At 69.3% G+C, this 17,206-nt stretch carries 11 protein-coding genes and 2 pseudogenes; 7 read left to right on the forward strand and 6 right to left on the reverse strand.

The features are described from left to right. Positions 1–218: 218 nt before the first annotated feature. Positions 219–1,096 (forward strand): annotated as a pseudogene (locus ACFZDC_RS32300) (site-specific integrase); the annotation flags it as partial. 119 nt (positions 1,097–1,215) lie between these two features. Next, entirely contained in the window at positions 1,216–2,778 is a 1,563-nt protein-coding gene (locus ACFZDC_RS32305; protein WP_391329330.1) for an FAD-dependent oxidoreductase, read from the forward strand. A gap of 179 nt (positions 2,779–2,957) precedes the next feature. Here ACFZDC_RS32305 and ACFZDC_RS32310 read toward each other — a convergent pair whose 3' ends face one another. Further along, complete coding sequence (locus ACFZDC_RS32310; protein ID WP_391329404.1) at positions 2,958–3,083, reverse strand: hypothetical protein; 126 nt, start codon at positions 3,081–3,083, stop codon at positions 2,958–2,960. A gap of 133 nt (positions 3,084–3,216) precedes the next feature. Here ACFZDC_RS32310 and ACFZDC_RS32315 point away from each other — a divergent pair, with 133 nt between their 5' ends. Next, the gene (locus ACFZDC_RS32315) at positions 3,217–4,866 is read left to right on the forward strand and encodes an IS4 family transposase (protein WP_391329331.1); all 1,650 of its coding nucleotides are present in this window, start codon (positions 3,217–3,219) and stop codon (positions 4,864–4,866) included. A 41-nt stretch (positions 4,867–4,907) separates the two neighbouring features. Here the strand turns inward: ACFZDC_RS32315 and ACFZDC_RS32320 are convergent, their stop codons facing one another. The 3 genes and pseudogenes from ACFZDC_RS32320 to ACFZDC_RS32330 form a co-directional block, all read right to left on the reverse strand. Continuing rightward, positions 4,908–5,804, reverse strand: coding sequence for an IS3 family transposase (locus ACFZDC_RS32320; RefSeq protein ID WP_391329332.1), 897 nt, complete (start codon positions 5,802–5,804; stop codon positions 4,908–4,910). Further along, positions 5,801–6,058, reverse strand: coding sequence for a transposase (locus ACFZDC_RS32325; protein ID WP_391329333.1), 258 nt, complete (start codon positions 6,056–6,058; stop codon positions 5,801–5,803). The genes ACFZDC_RS32320 and ACFZDC_RS32325 overlap by 4 nt, the downstream gene beginning before the upstream one ends. 250 nt (positions 6,059–6,308) lie before the next feature. Beyond that, positions 6,309–6,386, reverse strand: a pseudogene (locus tag ACFZDC_RS32330) (AAA family ATPase); the annotation flags it as partial. A gap of 194 nt (positions 6,387–6,580) precedes the next feature. On the opposite strand from ACFZDC_RS32330, the gene ACFZDC_RS32335 reads away from it, so the two are divergent. Then, entirely contained in the window at positions 6,581–9,580 is a 3,000-nt protein-coding gene (locus tag ACFZDC_RS32335; protein WP_391329334.1) for a BTAD domain-containing putative transcriptional regulator, read from the forward strand. Positions 9,581–9,763: 183 nt separating this feature from the next. Here ACFZDC_RS32335 and ACFZDC_RS32340 read toward each other — a convergent pair whose 3' ends face one another. Beyond that, a complete protein-coding gene (locus tag ACFZDC_RS32340; protein ID WP_391329396.1) occupies positions 9,764–10,801 on the reverse strand; it encodes an alpha/beta hydrolase-fold protein in 1,038 nt (345 codons plus the stop codon). Between the two features lie 162 nt (positions 10,802–10,963). Then, complete coding sequence (locus ACFZDC_RS32345) at positions 10,964–13,408, reverse strand: penicillin acylase family protein (protein ID WP_391329398.1); 2,445 nt, start codon at positions 13,406–13,408, stop codon at positions 10,964–10,966. Positions 13,409–13,831: 423 nt separating this feature from the next. Between ACFZDC_RS32345 and ACFZDC_RS32350 the strand changes: the two genes are divergently transcribed. From ACFZDC_RS32350 to ACFZDC_RS32360, 3 genes are read left to right on the forward strand one after another with little or no spacing between them, the layout of a single operon-like run. Next, the gene (locus ACFZDC_RS32350; RefSeq protein WP_391329335.1) at positions 13,832–15,022 is read left to right on the forward strand and encodes a DUF4185 domain-containing protein; all 1,191 of its coding nucleotides are present in this window, start codon (positions 13,832–13,834) and stop codon (positions 15,020–15,022) included. 52 nt (positions 15,023–15,074) lie between these two features. Continuing rightward, a complete protein-coding gene (locus ACFZDC_RS32355; RefSeq protein WP_391329336.1) occupies positions 15,075–16,121 on the forward strand; it encodes an LGFP repeat-containing protein in 1,047 nt (348 codons plus the stop codon). A 14-nt stretch (positions 16,122–16,135) separates the two neighbouring features. Next, on the forward strand, positions 16,136–17,143 hold the full coding sequence (locus ACFZDC_RS32360; RefSeq protein WP_391329337.1) for a hypothetical protein: 1,008 nt from the start codon (positions 16,136–16,138) through the stop codon (positions 17,141–17,143). Positions 17,144–17,206: the final 63 nt, after the last annotated feature.

Raw genomic sequence — 17,206 nt, forward strand, 5'->3', positions numbered from 1 at the left:
GATCACCGAACAGCCTGACACCCGGATTCACGACGACGAGGACTGACCGTGGCGACGGCCGACGCCCGTCTCGGGTCAGGCGCCGCCTAGGGCCCAGCCGCCGTCCTGCGGCACCGCGAAGGCGAGCTTCCAGGGCTTGTGGCCCGGGGCGCTGCACTTCGCCCAGAGCCGGACGGGGGCGGCGCGGTACTCGTCGCGCCAGCGCTCGTCGCTCTGGTACCAGGAGGGTGGGCAAGACCGCGGAACGACTCGACGAGGCCCGGCCGCTGGCGTCGGTCGCGGACGACGAGATCGGCGAGGCCCTGGAACTCTGGAACTGCTATGGGGCACCGCCGCGGTGAACACGTGGAACTCCCGCCGGGCGGGGGTGCTGTCCTGGCTGGGCCGGTGCCGGGAGCGCGGCTACGAGGGGCCGATGGTCCCGGCCTGGGCGAAGCGGCTGGCGGTGCCGGACTCCGAGACCGCGGCGCGCTCCAAGGCGGCGATCGACCGGCTGATCGCGCGGCGCGAGGTCCACCTGCGGGAGAAGACGCTGTGGCGGATGCTCCACGAGACCGCCGGGCGGGCCGAGGAGGTCCTGGGCGTCAATATCGAGGAGTTGGACTTCGCCGGGCGTCGTTGCCTGGTCAAGGCCAAGGGCGCCCGAGCCAAGGCCCGCCGCCGCGGCCAGGCGCGCGAGGACTATGTGCTGGAGACCGTGTACTGGGGCGCCGGCACCGCCCGGCTCCTGCCCCGGCTGCTCAAGGGCCGCACCCGCGGACCGGTGTTCGTCACCCACCGCCGTCCGGGGCCGGGCAAGGTCGTCTGCCCCCGCGACGTCTGCCCGGACACCGGGCTGGCCAGGCTGTCGTATGGGCAGGCCCGAGCATTGCTGGACGAGCACACTGCCTTCCGCGGTCCCCGTACGGGCTGGGACCTGCACGAATACCGCCACTCCTCTCTGACCCACCTCGGCGAGCAGGGCTCCTCGCTCCTGATGCTCATGGCGAAGTCACGGCACAAGAAGCCGGAGAACGTCCGCCGCTGCTTCAAGCCGTCCCCAGAGGCGATCGCCGAGCTCACGAGCCTGCTCGCTCCCGGCGATAGCAGCCGATGAGCATCGTTCCTTGATCGTTCTCAGCGCTGACTGTGCCGACCCCATTCTCCTCGCGGGGCCGACCCCTTGACATCGCGGCGTCTTTTTGGCCTTTTTGACCCTCGGTCATAGTCGGCGCCATGGACTATGACGTAGTGGTGGCCGGAGGCGGCCCGGTCGGACTGATGGTGGCCTGCGAGCTCCGGCTCGGAGGCGCGCGGGTGGCCGTTCTGGAGCGCCTCACCGAAGTGAACCCGACGATCAAGGGCGGGGCGATCACCACGCCCAGCGCCGAGGCGCTCTACCGCCGAGGCATGCTGCCCGCGCTGGCCAAGGTGCAGCGGCAGGCGATGGACCGCTTCCAGGCATTCATACGCGAGCAGAACGGCGGGGACGGAGGCGGGACCGCGGGCCAAAGGCTCGGGATTGTCGGGCACTTCGCCGGAATCATGCTGCGCGCCGACTTGGTCGACCGTACGGAGCCGGGCCTCGGCGACGCCGGACCCGCCGCCGAGATCGCTTTCGTGGCGCAGCAGGACATCGAGCGGCTGCTCGGCGGGCGGGCGGACGAGCTCGGCGTCGACGTGCGCCGGGGAGTGGAGCTGACCGGCTTCGACGCGGACGACGGGGCCGTCACCGTGCGGACCAGCCACGGGGCCATACGCGCCGGCTGGCTCGTGGGCTGCGACGGCGGCCGCAGCGCGGTCCGCAAGCTCGCAGGGTTCGAATTTCTCGGTACGGACCCGGAGATCACCTGTCACCAGGCGGTCGTGGAGATGACCGGCGCCGAGGACCTGAAGGTCGGCTGGACCGCCAGGGACACCGGGGTGTACGCCCACGGGCCGATGCCAGGCCGCGTCGTCACGGTGGAGCTCGACGGCCCACCGGCCGACCGGGACGCGCCGGTCACCACCGAGGACCTCCAGGCGCGGCTGCGCTGCGTATCCGGCGTGGACGTCACGATCACCGGGGTGCGGACCGCGACCCGCTTCACCGACCACGCCCGCCAGGTCACCGAGTACCGCGAGGGCCGGGTGCTGCTGGCGGGCGACGCGGCGCACGTGCACTCCGCGTTCGGGAGCCAGGGGCTGAGCCTGGGTATCGGGGACGCGATGAACCTCGGCTGGAAGCTCGCCGCGGTGATCGGCGGCCGGGCTCCGGAAGGGCTGCTGGACACGTACACCTCCGAGCGGCACCCGGTCGGTGCGTGGGTCCTGGACTGGACCCGGTCCCAGGTCGCGGCCATGCGCCCGGACGCGCAGTCCCGGGCCCTGCGTGAGATCGTCAGCGACCTGGCGGGGACGGTCGTGGGCACCACGTACCTCACCGTGCGGCTCAACGGTGGCGGGGTGCGGTACGAGCTGCCGGGCGAGCACCCGCTGACCGGCCGCAGCACCCCGGACCTCGAACTCACCGACGGCAGCCGTCTCGCGGACCACCTCCACGGCGGCCGGGCGCTCCTGCTCGACCTCACCGACGACCCGGAGCTCCGGGCCCTCGCCGCGGGGTACGCCGGCCATGTCGACACTCTGACGGCCGGCTGCCCGTCCCGCCCGGAACTGGCGGCGATCCTCGTCCGTCCGGACGGCTTCACGGCCTGGGCGGCCGACGCGGGGGCGCAGGCACCGACGTCGACGGCCGGTCTGGCGGAAGCGCTGAAGGAGTGGTTCGGAGTGCCGGAGGGCGCGGTGACGCCGGGCTGATCCGCTGCTCCGGCCGCCGTCCACGCCACCCGCGCTACGGACCGCCTACCGCACCCGCCACCACGCATAGCCGCCACGCCCTCCGCCGGTGTTACGGCTCACGGCACCCTACGAGTCGGTAACCAGTGCAAACGTCACCGCCGGGACAGCCCCCGGCGGTGACGGTCACCGCACTTGGGTCACACCTCTTCGGCCGCGTCCGGGTCGCGCAGCGGGCGCAGGTCGCCCGGCAGTTCGGGGAGCTGGAACGAGTACCGGCCGAGCATGTTGACGTGGTGCCGTACGAACGGGGAGAGGCGGGCCACGGGCCTTGACCCAAGGCCGGGAAGTTAGCGTTTTCGCAGGTCACGCAAGTGAGTTGAAGGATTTCCGACGCAGAGCAACGGAGCTCGTTGGTACAGGCAGTCGACCAAGACAACTTGTACGTGAGGAGCTCCGTTGCGGGTTCATTTTGTCCTGCCGTCCGCGCTGACGGCCATCACCCGTTCGGTGACCGTGGCGGCGGGCCGGTTCGCGCCGGGCCATCTGGGGGAGCTGACCGCCGTGGTGCCGTTCGAGCTGGTGGACGCGGTGCTGGCGGAGACGCGGACGGTGCAGCGGCGGTTGCGTGATCTGCCGTCCCGGGTCGGGGTCTACTTCCTGCTAGCGATGTGCCTGTTCCCCGAGGTCGGCTACCGGCTGGTGTGGGACAAGCTCACCGGCGGCCTGACCGGGATGCCGGTGGCCTCGCCGAGCGCGAAGGCCCTGCGGGACCTGCGCCGTCGGCTGGGGGCCGCACCGGTGCGGTCACTGTTCGAGGTGCTCGCCGGTCCCCTGGCCCGCCCGACGACGCCGGGGGTGCGGTTCGGTGCCTACCGGACGGTGTCCTTCGACGGGTGCAGTTCGCTGCGGGTACCCGATTCGCCCAGCAACCGGGCCTGGCTCGGGCGGACGGCTCATCACGGTTATCCCACGCTAGAGCTGATGACACTGGTCGAGACCGGGACGAGAGCACTGATCGGCGCGGTGTTCGGCCCCACCGACGAGGGCGAGACCGCCTACGCCCTCCGGCTGCTGCACCTGCTCAGGCCAGACATGCTGGTGCTGTGGGACAAGGGCTTCGACGCCAACGGCTTCCTCACCCAGGTGACCGCGACCGGCGCGAAGGTGCTGGGCCGACTCCGCAGCAACCGGCGCACCCCGGTCCTGGCCCGTCTCGACGACGGCTCCTACCTGTCGGTGATCGGCACCGTCAACGTCCGGATCATCGACGCCGAGATCACGGTGACCTGCAGCGACGGCACCGTCTTCACCGGCTCCTACCGGCTGGTCACCACCTTGACTGACGCCCGCCGACACTCAGCCAGGGCGCTGATCAACCTCTACCACGAGCGCTGGGAACACGAGAGCACGTACTTCGCGCTCCGCCACACGATCCTGGCCGGCCGGAACCTCCGCTCGGGCGACCGGGTCGGCCTCGAACAGGAGATGTGGGCCCTGCTCACGCTCTACCAGGCCCTACGGGCCGTGATGGTTGAGGCCGCCGAGTCCGTCCCCGGCACCGACCCCGACCGCTGCTGCTGCACCATCGCCCTGCAGACCGCCCGTGACCAGCTCATTCAGGCCGCCGGGATCGTCCCGGACGAGCCGAACTCCCTCGGGCTGATCGGCCGGCGGGTGCTGGCCCGACTCCTCGCGCCCCGCCGACACCGGACCAGCACCCGCAAGGTCAAGTCCCCGATGTCCCGCTACAGCGAGCGACGCGACGACGGCCGTCCCGATCACAGCCGCACCATCACCGACCTCACCGTCACCGTCCTCGAACCCGGCCCCGAACAGCCGCCTTTGCCCACGGCCTCCCGCGACGACCGCTACACCGCCCCAGCCCAGCGCCGACGACACCGGATTCTCGCCCTGCTGCAGGACGACCCGACGCGCCTATGGAGACCCGCGGAGATCGCCGCACACTTCGGCGACATCACCCTGCACACCATGTATCGGCAGCTCTCCCGATGGGCCGACACCGGGCTCATCCACAAACTCGGGCCCGGCCTCTACGCAGCCACTGCCTGGACCTCAACCCCCTTGCCACCAGCACAAACAGGCTAACTTCCCGGCCTTGGGCCTTGACCCGGAATCCTGGACACGGGTTATGCGGCTGGTGTCAGCGTAGTCGATGTTGTTTCGGACGCTGTCTCGTAGGCGATCGGGCTGCGTTGTCCAAGGCGGGAGTGACGGCGTCGGGTGTTGTAGCGGTTGAGCCAGCCGAACGCGTCGAGGCGGGCCTCGCGTTCCCTGGACCAGGTCTTGCGGCCCTGAAGCGTCTCGCGTTTGAACGTCGCGTTGAAGGACTCGGCAAGTGCGTTGTCCGCGCTGGAGCCGATCGCGCTCATGGACTGGCCGACGCCGGCCTGGCGGCAGGCGCCGGCGAAGGCCCGGCTGGTGTACTGGGCCCCGTGGTCGGTGTGCATGACAGCCCCGGCGAGGCTGCCGCGGGTCCGTTCGGCGGCGGCCAGGGCGTCGGTTTCGAGGTCGGTGCGCATGTGGTCCGCGATCGCCCAGCCGGCCAGGGGGCGTGAGGCGAGGTCGATGACGTGGCCGAATAAAGGAACTTCCCGCCGTCCAGCGGGAGATAGGTAATGTCGCCGACGTATTTCGTGTTCGGCTCGCTTGCGGTGAAGTCGCGGCCGATCAGATCCGGCCTTCGCCGCGGCCGGGTCCGCAACAGTGGTGCGGTGCCTGCGGCGCAAGCGCACGCCCACCAGACCGGCGCCCCGCATCACACGCGAGATCGGCTTGTGGTTGACGCGCTCGCCCGCCTCGCGGAGCTCGGCGGTGATCCTCGGAACGCCATAGGTGCCGTCCGGCTCGCGGTGCACGGCCCGTATCCGGGAGGCGAGGCGAGCGTCGGCCGCATGTCGGGCGGCCCGGTCCGCGGCCGTCCGACGCCAGTCGTAGAAGCTGGAGCGGGCGATGCCCAGGATGATGCACAGCCGCTTCACGCCGTAGCGGCGGTGGTGGTCGGCAACGAACTGGAAGCGGTTCACCAGCGCGTCTCCCCGGCGAAACACTTCGCCGCCTTGCGCAAGATCTCGCGTTCCTCCTCCAGCTCACGGACCTTCTTGCGCAGAGCGGCGTTCTCCGCCTTCAGCGGCGTCGGCGGCTCGGCCGACACCTCCGCCCGGCGTCCCCGCGGCCGGCTCGCACCGGCTGCCCGAACCCAGTTCCGCAAGGTCTCGGCATTGGTTCCCAGATCGGCAGCGACCTGCCGGATCGTCGCCTCGGGCCGCGACTGGTACAACGCGACCGCGTCCGCCTTGAACTGCGGCGGATAGTTCTACCACGAGATGTCCGTTCTCAGATCCTCAGGATCCAGTGTCTCGTGTGTCCAGGATCAAGGGTCAAGGCCTGGTCAAGGCCCCTCGCCGCAGACCCCCAACGCTGGGTCAACCAAGGCACGGTCTGCGACGAGTACGAGGACTTCCGCAAGATGAACCCGTGACGTTTCGGCGCCGCCTGGCACGTGTTCGCCGGAACATGTGCGCTTTGCCAAAGCACCCGTTGGAGGCGATGGCGACGCTGTTCTTCTCCTCGCGTTCGGTCAGGACTTGGAGCAACAGTTCAGCGCCCCCTGCGATCAAGAGTTGACTACAGTCTGTGATCCTCGCTGGTCTCTGGGTTCGCCGCCTTGTGCTGCATCGAGTTCTTGTCTGCCAAACCCCAACCAGCACGGCGCTCCCCACGGTCGCACGGACGGGAGACCGGCTGTCCACTTGACCATGTCCGCGGGAAAACGGGGGATCCTGGGCCTATACTCCCCTGCGTGTTATCGAGGGGGGAGTCGTCAGCGGGCGACAGTCGGCTTCGGTTCGCTGTCCTCGGTCCGCTCCGGGCCTGGCGCGGCGACGTACAGTTGGAGCTCGGTCCGGCTCGCCAGCAGGCTCTGCTGACGGCGCTGCTGCTGCGGCCGGGGACGACCGTCAGCCGGCAGCAGTTGCTCGACGGAACATGGGGTCCGGAGCCGCCGGGCACGGGCGCCAAGGTGATCCCGGTCTATGTGTACCAGCTGCGCAGACGTCTGGGCACTGATGGAGCAAGCCCCTCCGGCTCCGTGATCGTGACCGACCGGGGTGGCTACCGCTTCGACCCGCGGAACGTTTCGATGGACGTGGCTCGGCTCAAGGAGATCGTCGCCGAGGCGCACGCCGCTCGGGACTCCGGTGACCTGGACGCCGCGGTCGGCGCGTGGTCCACCGCCCTGGAGCTGTTCCGGGGCGATCCCCTGGCCGAGATCCCCGGGCCGTTCGCCCAGGGAGAGCGCTTCCGGCTGACGGAACACAGGCTGGCGTTGGTGCAGGACAAGGTGGAGTGCCAGCTGCAGCTGGGCCGCCACGCCGAGGTCGTGGGAGAGCTGTTCGCTCTGACCGAGACGCATCCGCACAACGAGTCCCTGGCCGCCCTGTTGATGCGTGCCCTCTACGCCGGCAACCGGCAGGGCGATGCGCTGAGTGTCTTCGCCAAGGTGCGCCGTCGTCTGGTGAGGGAACAGGGGGCGGAGCCGGGCGGTGCACTGCAACGCGTGCACGAGGCGGTGCTGCGCGCTGATGAAACGTTTCTCATCGGTGCGTCGCCACGGCCGCGCCGTTCGGCGGACGGCGCATCGTCACGGTCACACCAATCGACGGACCGGCGGCCCGCAGCCGCTCGCCCACTCCCACGCGTGCGCAACGAACTACCGGTCGACGTCGGCGGCTTCACGGGGCGGGGCCGTGAACTCGACATGCTCCTCGCGCCGGCCGATGAGCAGGTGGTGACGGTCCGCGCTGTGGACGGCATGGCCGGGGTCGGCAAGACCGCGCTGGTGGTGCGCGCCGCGCGTGCGATGCGGGAGCGCTATCCGGACGGCTGCCTGTTCGTCGACCTCCACGGTCACCGCGAGGGGCGGGAGGCAGCGGTCCCGGACCGCGTGCTGCGCCGCTTGCTGCGGGGAGTCGGCGACGTCGGCGAAGGCGACAATGAGTATGCGGACGACCTCGACGGGTTGGCCGCGGCATGGAGGGCCGCGACCGCCGCCCTCCGGCTGATCGTGGTGGTCGATGACGCATCCGCTGCAGAACAGGTGCGCCCCCTGCTGCCCGCCGGTCCCGGCAGCCTCGTGCTGGTGACCAGCCGGCAGCGGCTGACCGGGCTGGACGCCGACCGTAGGCTCTCGCTGGAGCCGCTGGACATCGACGCGGCGGTGGCGCTGCTGACCCGCATCGTTGGCGGCCCGGGCACCGACCCCGAGCATGCGGCGGTGCGCGAGCTGGCCCGCCTCTGCGACCGGCTGCCGCTGGCCCTGCGCGTCGTCGGGGCTCGCTTGCAGAGCCGCCCGTCCTGGGCGCTGGAGCGCATGGCGGTCCGGCTCGCTGACGACGAACACCGGCTCGGCGAGCTCGCCGTCGAGGACCGCAGCGTGGAGGCGGCCTTCCGGGTCTCCTACGACCAGCTTCCGGACGCCGAACGGCGCGCGTTCCGGGCGTTGGGCCTGTCGCCGACCGTAGAGTTCGACCGGCTGACGCCGGCCGCCATGCTCGACATGACACCACCCGACGCCGAGCGCGCCCTGGAGAGCCTCGTCGAGGCAAGTCTCGTGCAGCAGGCGGGCGCGGGCCGCTACCGCCTGCACGACCTGGTCGCGGTCTACGCCCGGCGCGTCGCCGGCGCGTACCCCGCGGAAGTCGCTGCGGCCCGGACCGGGGTGTTCCGGCTCTACGTGGTCGCCGCCCGCCGCGCGAGCGACTGGGGCCCCTCTGCCTTCCCGACCGGCCCGCAGCCGGACACCGCGCCCTTCGCGGACTGTGAGGAGGCGTCGGCCTGGCTGGACGCGGTGGGCAGCGAACTGGTCGACGTGGTCGGCCACGCGGCGGCCGTGGGGCACGTGGACGACGCCTGTCGGCTCGCCGAGGGACTGTGCGACTACCTCACCAGGCAAGGCCGGTACCACGAGTGCCGGGCCACCGTTGAGATCGTGCTGCCGCTCACGGAGCAGGCCACCGACCAGCGGATGGTCTCCGAACTGCGCACCTGTATGGGCATAGCGCACGGTCTCCAGGGCCAGTACGAGCAGGCGCGCCGCTGGCTGAGGGATGCCCTGGAGATCAGCCGCCGAACCGGAGACCTCATCGAGCAGGCCCGGGCCCTGGGTTCCCTCGGGATCTTCGCCAATGCGGCGGGGGAACCGGCCGAGGCCGCCGCGCTCCTGGCCGAATCCGCGGACCTTGCCCAGTCAGTGGAGGACGACTGGCTCACCGTCATGTACCTGGCCAACGTCGGCGCCATCCACCATCAGGTGGGACAGCTTGAAACGGCGCATGACTGCTACGCGGAATCGGTCGTCCTCGCCGAAAAGATCGGCAGACCCAGGATCCTGAGCAAGACGCTGTTTCGCATGGGGACCCTGCAACTCGACCGTGGGCGGTACGCGGAGGCTGCCGACGCGCTCCGCAGGGCCGCCGGACTCGCCGAGCGCGTGGGGGACATCCCGCTGTACGCCGCGGTCCTCGGCAGGCTGGCCACCGCCGAGGAGTGCCTGGGCAACCTGGCCGGGGCGACGGAACTCCACGACCGGGCACTCGCGGCGGTCGGCGGACGGTCCGGCACCCGGCTGGCGGCCGAGATCCGCAACCGGCTGGGCTGGCACCACGCCGCGACGGAAGACCTCGCCCAGGCGCGCGACCGCTTCGAGCGGGCCGTCGCCGGCTCCCGGACCGAGCCCGGGGAACTCGCCCGCACCCTCGACGGCCTGCACCGACGCGGGCAACGGGGTCCCCGGCGACCCTAGCCCCCCGAACCCCCGAAGACACCGAACGTGTTGGGCCGTACCCGCCACCGCCTGTCCGACGACGTGGGGCCTCCTCCGAGCCGAATGCCGGTGACGCACCAGATGATCCTCCGACACGCGGCGACGGATGTCATGGTCTGCACGGCCAGGATGGTGCCCTCCACGTCCGGCTGTGCTGGACGGTCAGGAGGCGAAGGACCTTTCCAGCCTGGGGATCAGGTCCCGGAGATCCTGTTCCCAGCAGCCGCCGTTGTGGCCGCCGTCGCACTGGGTGCCCCAGGCGGAACCGTCGCCGTAGTCGACGTAGTGGTAGGACATGCCCAGCGCGTCCATGCTGTCCTTGGCGTGCTTGGCCGCCCCTTCGAGCCAGAACTCGGATTCGAGGGGCGAGCCGCCTCCGTTGCCCACATAGATGGACACCCCGACTCCGGCGAGTTTGTCCATGTGCGCTGCCGGGTCGACCTCGTTCCATCGCCAGTCGGCGTTGAACACCGGGTAGGGCGAGCCAAATAGAGCGTCGCTGTCCACGCCGGGCTTGTAGGGCGAGTTGTCAGGGTCGCAGGCTCCGGACGACGAGCCGCAGATCGCGCCCAGCGCATCGGTGACGGAGGCGACGACGGCCAGCCGCAAGTCCATGGACTTGGCCGACAGGTCGATGTCTCCTGACAGGGATGCGGTCTGGCTGAACAGGTCGGGACGGACCTGGGCGTAGTGGAAGGCGCCGAACCCGCCCATGGAGACACCGGCGATGGCCCGGGCCTTCTTGGTGGGAATGGTCCGCAGGTTCGCGTCGATGAACGGGATCACCTGCTTGAGGTGGAAGTGCTCCCAGTTCTGGGCCCCCAGCTGAGTCTTCTGGTTGAGCCAGTTGGCATACCAGCCCCGAGCGCCGCCGTCCGGAATGACGGTGATCATCGAGTCCGACATGGTCAGCGCCGGATAGGTCTGCTGAATCGGGTCGTCGGGTGAACCGTGCAGGAAGTACAGCACCGGATAGCGGCGGGCCGGGTCGTCGTAATAGCCGCTCGGCAGAATGATTTTGATGTGGTGCTTACCCGTGACCTCGGGCGTGGTCACAGTGATGGTGAAGTTGGTGGGGCCTCCTACGGCCGTGTCGACCTGGGTCAGGCCGAATCCGTTCGCCATCGGTGGCGGCGCGGTGCTGTCAGCGGCCTGTGCCGGACCGGTCGGCAGCATGACCATGGCCAGGGCGGCGACCATCCATGCCGTCACCGTCAGCCATTTGTTCGATGTCCTTGCCACAGTGTGTCCCCTCGTGAGTTCTTTGTCGTGCGGCGCGAGATGTGCCGGGAAGCAGTGAGGCTCCGATGAAAGAGCACGCCGGACACCGCCATCCATGCTCCGGCGCGCTCACCGTCGATCTCAGTTCAGGACCTTGACCTCCAATGCCGGTGAGGCCGCGATCTGTTGCTCGGTGAACCGCTCGGTCACCCACTGGCCTGCCGAGAAGAGCTTGGTCTGATCGGCGTAGTGCGGCGAGTTCGGGTCGGCCGACTGGGAGTAGGCCAATACGGAGGAGGCCTGTGGCGGACCGTCTGCTGTGAACCGCACCTCCTGGATGAAACTGGACCCGAAGACCACGTCCGGTTTGCCGTCGACCTGGCCGGGAGTGATCACGTTCAGCACGCCGAGTTCGCTGATCGAGCCGTGGATCGGGATCTGCTCACCGTTGCGGGTGATCTCCTGGACGTCCAAGAGCGGCGCGTTCAGCGGAATGCCCGCCTTGCGCAGCGCGAGAACCGCACGGCCGAGCGCATCGCGGACGGCGGAGCTGCCCGAGTCCAGCGAGTTGGGCGTGTGCACCGGGTCCTTGGGGTCGAAAGGAACCCGCCACGGCAGTTTCTCGATGCCCTGCCCACCGAGCAGGAAGGCCCAGTAATTCGCGAACAGCCAGGACCCCCGGCTGTCCGCCGTGTAGTCGTGATCCTTCCAGGCGGCCAGGATCGGACATGCCTCGCTGACGTTGACCAGGGTGCCGTCCACCAGGATGGTCCCGAAGGGGATGCTCTGACACATCGTCACCGTGGAGTTGAGGGCCAGATCTGCCGCCCTGCTGTTGTCGGCGAACAGCAACTGCCGCATGTTCTCCGGCGTGAAGCCCTTGCCGGCCAAGCCGTCCGTGCCGTTGATCCGGTTCTGCGCGGTCAGGGTGAGCTCCTGGGTACGCAGCGACCGGGGCGCCGCCGTGTCGCCCATCACCCTGGGGAAGGACAGCGGCTGCTCGGGGTTGGCCAGCCAGGCGCTGTCGTTGGCGTTGCCCACGAAGTCGGACCGGATGAGGCGTGGCTGCTTGTGCGGGTCCAGCAGCCCTGGCGCGACCGCGTTGGAATCGTTGGGCCAGTCGCACTCGCTGCGCTTGCCGTCGAGGATGGAGATCGGGGGCACGTTCGGCAGGCGTAGCGGCTGGTTGAACAGCAACTTACCTGTCTCGGTGAGGCACGACTGAGCGTGCGCGTCGGTGATGTTCGGGGTGGCCTGGATGTCCGCGTACAGCGCGTTGCCCTTGCGGTCGGAGGCGACGGTGTTGAAGAAGGGCACGCCCTGCGTGGTCTCCAGAGTGTTCACGACGTCATTGACGTCCTTGGCCTGGTCGAGATGGAACCAGGTGTTCAACGCCCGCAGGTTGTCCATGTTCACGTCACGCACCGCGTGGGCGCTGACCGCCCAGGGCAACGGGACGCCCTGCATCGATGTGGTGATCGGGCCGTAACGGGTGGACCACAACGTCCTGGTGACCTTGCCTATGGAGCCGTCCGCGTTCCTCACGTCGACAGCGACCTGCTGCGAGGTCATCCGCTGCCAGGTGCCGTCCACCAGGTAGTTGGTCGGATTCAGCGAATCCACCTGCACGTCGAACAGCCCGAACGGCGCCACCGTGGCGACCGTGTGGCTCCAGGCGACGTCGTTGTTGTGCCCGATGTTCACCGCGGGCAACCCCAGCAGGCCGGCCCCGGAGACGTCGACCTTCCCTGGGATGGTCAGCTGGCTCTGCCACATCCGGTTCTTTCCCTGCCATGGAAAGTGCGGGTTGGCCAGCATCATGCTGGTGCCGCCGGACACGCCCTGCGAGCCGACCGCCAACGCGTTGCTTCCCATGCTTTGTCGACGACTCACCGCCATGGCGGCGCGGATCTTCTTCGCGGTCCGTGCGGCGGAGAGCGCCGGCGACGCGGCGGCCGACGCACCCGGGGGTGCGGCGTTCACCTCACCGTCCAGCAGCGCATCGGCACTGCCCATGATGATCTCGGCGTGCGCGTGTCGGTAGACGTCCAGCTCCGTGATCGGCCGCACCCAGGCCGCACCGCGGCAGGCCGGGTCGGAGATGTTGTTCACGCCCGTCTCGGCCAAGTACCTGTTGTATCCCCGCACATAGCCGCGAACCGCCTCTTTGACCTCCGGCTCGGGCCCGTTGGGGGCGGGCTGCTCGAGCAGCCGCTCCACCACCCGGTTGTCCTTGATCCGCTGGAAGTACAGGTCGCTGTTGAGATTGGTGGTGCCGTTCTGGGTCTGGCCGGGGCTCGCCTTGCCATCGGGTCCCAGATAGCGGGACCTCTGGGCGTTGACCATCAGATACGTGTCGGCCAAGGTGCAAATGTTGTCCTTGGCCGCGGCATATCCGTAGCCCGTTCCGAGCCCCTCCCAGGTCGATGCGATGATGTGCGGGATTCCGTACTCGGTGTAACGGATCGTCGGCTCGTCCGGCCCCTGCTCGGTGGCAGACGACCCGGTAGCCGCCATCATGCTCATCATGGCGGTCGCGGTCATGACCGCCATCGGTAACCTCGATCTGAATCTTCTCCGCGCCATCGAGCCGTCCTTCCCCTGTGGTAGCGGTCTTCGTTCGAACGTGGCCACGCTAGGGAGAACCGATGAAATCTCGATGATGCGCCGCGCCCCCGGTGCCGTCGCCGCACAGGGTGAAATCCCGGCTTGTGTACCAGGCGTCGCGGTCGGTGTCCTCGATGGCGCCGGCCGGCGGGAGACACGTGGTGTCGGCTACGTACTCCTATCGGTGACAGGTGTTTGCGGCGCAGCCGCATTCCGGTCAGGCGGTCCCCGGCCTGCTCGACGGTGGCCCTCTCACCTCACCGCAACGCCGCATCCGGGCGGTGAACCGGGACTTCATCAACTTTTCAGCGCCCCTCGCCAGGATGAGCGTGCCGCGCTCGCGGACTGCATCCCGACTCGACACCGCGTTCGCCGCGGTGAGCCGACCCTGGAGGGCCGCCCATGTCGAACCCCGCACACCCCGACCGCCTCCCGCCCACCCGCAGATCGCTGCTGAGGGCCGGCGCGGGCGTCGCCCTGAGCGCCGGCGCGCTGGGCAGCTCGATCGCCGCCGCTCCCCGCGCCGCCGCGGCCCAGCGCGGCACCCCCCTGTGCGAACAGCCCGGCGACTCGGCGAGCTCGCAGGGGCTGGGATCGGGGGATCTCGCCATCCCCTACTACCGGGAGCACGACAGCACTTGGGGCTACGTCTTCGGCGACTCCTTCACCGAACCAGGGTTGCGAGGGGACTACCTCGGCTCCCCGGTCATGCTGAACCAGGCCGCCTTCGACGCCTCCGGCGCGACCCCGATCTCGTTCACCTGGGCCATGCCCACGGGAGGCGCCGCCCGGCAGCTCTTCGACTACCAGCACAACGCCGACAACGGGCACGGCTTCGAGGTCAGCCGCATCCCCAATGACTGCATCGAGTTCGGCGGCCGCACGTACATCCAGTACACCTCCGTGGAGGTCTGGCAGCCGCCCGCGGGCTACGACGGCTCGCGGATGTCCGGCGTCGCCTACTCCGACGACCAGGGCGTGACCTGGCACGACTACCCCTACCACTGGGCGGGTGACACGCAGGGCGTGAACCAGTCCCTGTACGGAATGTGGTCGTTCGCGGGCATCGACCCCGACGGCTGGCTGTACATCTTCTCCAAACGCTGGAACGGCAGCCACCGCAACACCGGTGACGGCGGGGCGATCCAGCTCTTCCGCATCCAGCCGGAAGAGTTCCGCGCAGGCAACTTCGGAGCCCAGGAGAACTGGGCCTACCTCGACGGCCGCTGGCAGTGGACCCGGGCAGTCCAGCCTTCGATCATCCTGTCCGGGAACAACATCGGAGAGTTCTCGGTGAAGCGCATCGGCGGCACGTACTGCATGAGCTACTTCGACGTCACCGACTACTCGATCTGTACCCGCACCGCTCCCCGGCCCGATGCCGTGTGGAGTGCGCCGAAGTCGCAGATCGTCGGCGACGCCGCCTGGCCGCCCAACCACTGGGGCAGACCCCAACTTCCGTTCCTCTACGGCGGATTCATCCACCCGGGCAGCGCCGGCCCCAACTCCCTGACCCTGATCGTGTCGCAGTGGAACGGGCAGCCCGGCCAGTCGCCCTACCGAGTACTGCAGTACGACGGCATCAACCCGTAGTCCGCATTCCGCAATCCCCCTTCGGCACACATCCCCGGCACAGGAGGAACAGATGAGCGGCGTCGGCTCACGACGCGCAAAACCGGGCAGCACAGCGCTGCTCGCCCTCACGATCCTGACCCTGACCGCACTGAGCGGCAGCCCCGCGGGCGCCCAGAGTGCAAAGCCCCTGAAGGGCATCCCCGGCCCCCTGAACCACGCGGCCCCAGCCACGCTGTACTGCTACGTCCCTCCGGAGCGGGACATCGCGGTCACCCGAAAGGTCTACGAGGTGGGCCAGCGCATGAACGTGTCCCAGAAGGTCATGCTCGCCGGGTTCGAGACAGGCTGGGTCGAGTCCCGGATGAACAACCTGTCATGCGGGGACCGGGACTCGCTCGGCGTCTTCCAGCAGCGCCCCTCGCAGGGCTGGGGCTCCCCCGAGCAGGTCATGGACGTCGACTACGCGGCGGGAAAGTTCTTCGAGGTGGCCCTGCAGATGGAGCCTGGCATGGAGGGCAGCACCGCCGGGCAGCTCGCCCAGGCCGTCCAGCGCTCCGCTTACCCGGACCGGTACGACCAGGCGGAGGACACCGCCTGGGCGCTGCAGGACGAGGCGTTCCAGCCCTACGGCACGATCGGGGCGAAATACGACAGCATGGGCGGCCCGGGCGGCGTCCTGGGCCGGCCGGTCCGTGCCGAGGAGGCAGCCTCGCTGGGCGGGCGCTTCCAACTGTTCGAGCACGGGATCGTCCTGTGGCATCCGGATGTGGCCTATGCGGTGTACGGCGACATTCTGAGCGCGTTCTGGGCGTCGGACGCGGAGCGGCGCTGGGGTTTCCCGACCATGGACGAGGCCGATGCCGCGCGGGCGCCGGACGGGACCCGGGGGCGCTACCAGTTCTTCGAGCGGGGGCTGTTTTTGTGGTCTGCGTCCACCGGCACGCATGTCGTGCATGACGCGATCTACGACGCCTTCCACGCGGCGGGGCACGAGAGCGTCCTGGGTTACCCGACCAGCGACGAGGTGGACGAGGCCGGCGGCGGCAAAGCGCAGCGCTTCCAGAAGGCCACCATCCACTGGCACCCGGACAAGGGCACCTGGATCACCGACAACTGAACAGGAGAGCTCTCTTGAGGTTCCTTCATCGGACGGTGCGTCGCATGGCGGCCTTGACGCTGGCGACCCTTGCGGTCACCTTCTGCGCCATACCGGCCGCGAGCGCGTCAAGTCCCGACGAGCCGATCGGGCGGGGCGAAGTGATGGACCGCGCATGGTCGTGGATGGACGAACAGGTGCCGTACAGCCAGACCGGCTGCCACAACAACCAGTTCGGATGCTACCGCCCGGACTGCTCGGGCTATGTGTCCATGGCCTGGCATCTGAGCAGCTCCCTCACCACCTGGAACCTGTGGAACGTCACGTTCGACGTCCCGGCCGACGACCTGCAACCAGGTGACGCCCTGCTGCGGGACTCGGACGGCACCGACCACGTGGCACTGTTCGCCCGCTGGGCGGACGCGGCCCACACCCAACCGGTGGTCCGTGAGGAGTACGACTTCGGACACGTGGCCGAGGAACAGGTGTGGACCGACGGGCTCCGCGGGTTCTCACCCCGCCGCTACAACAAGCTGGACGACCTTGTGCCGTACGGCACCATCGCGGTCAAGTACGACAGCATGGGCGGTCCGAGCAGCGTACTGGGGCAGCCCGTCCGGGGCGAACGCGATGCCTCGCTGGGCGGGCGCTTCCAGCAGTTCGAGCACGGGATCGTCCTGTGGCATCCGGATGTGGCCTATGCGGTGTACGGCGACATTCTGAGCGCGTTCTGGGCGTCGGACGCGGAGCGGCGCTGGGGTTTCCCGACCATGGACGAGGCCGATGCCGCGCGGGCGCCGGACGGGACCCGGGGGCGCTACCAGTTCTTCGAGCGGGGGCTGTTTTTGTGGTCTGCGTCCACCGGCACGCATGTCGTGCATGACGCGATCTACGACGCCTTCCACGCGGCGGGGCACGAGAGCGTCCTGGGTTACCCGACCAGCGACGAGGTGGACGAGGCCGGCGGCGGCAAAGCGCAGCGCTTCCAGAAGGCCACCATCCACTGGCACCCGGACAAGGGCACCTGGATCACCGACAACTGACGTTCCATCAATAGGTGCCTTCGCGGTCAGGAGGTCATGTTGTCCCCGGGGCCGGGAGCAGCG

It is taken from the genome of Streptomyces sp. NPDC007905 (genome assembly GCF_042959345.1).
GTDB lineage: Bacteria > Actinomycetota > Actinomycetes > Streptomycetales > Streptomycetaceae > Streptomyces.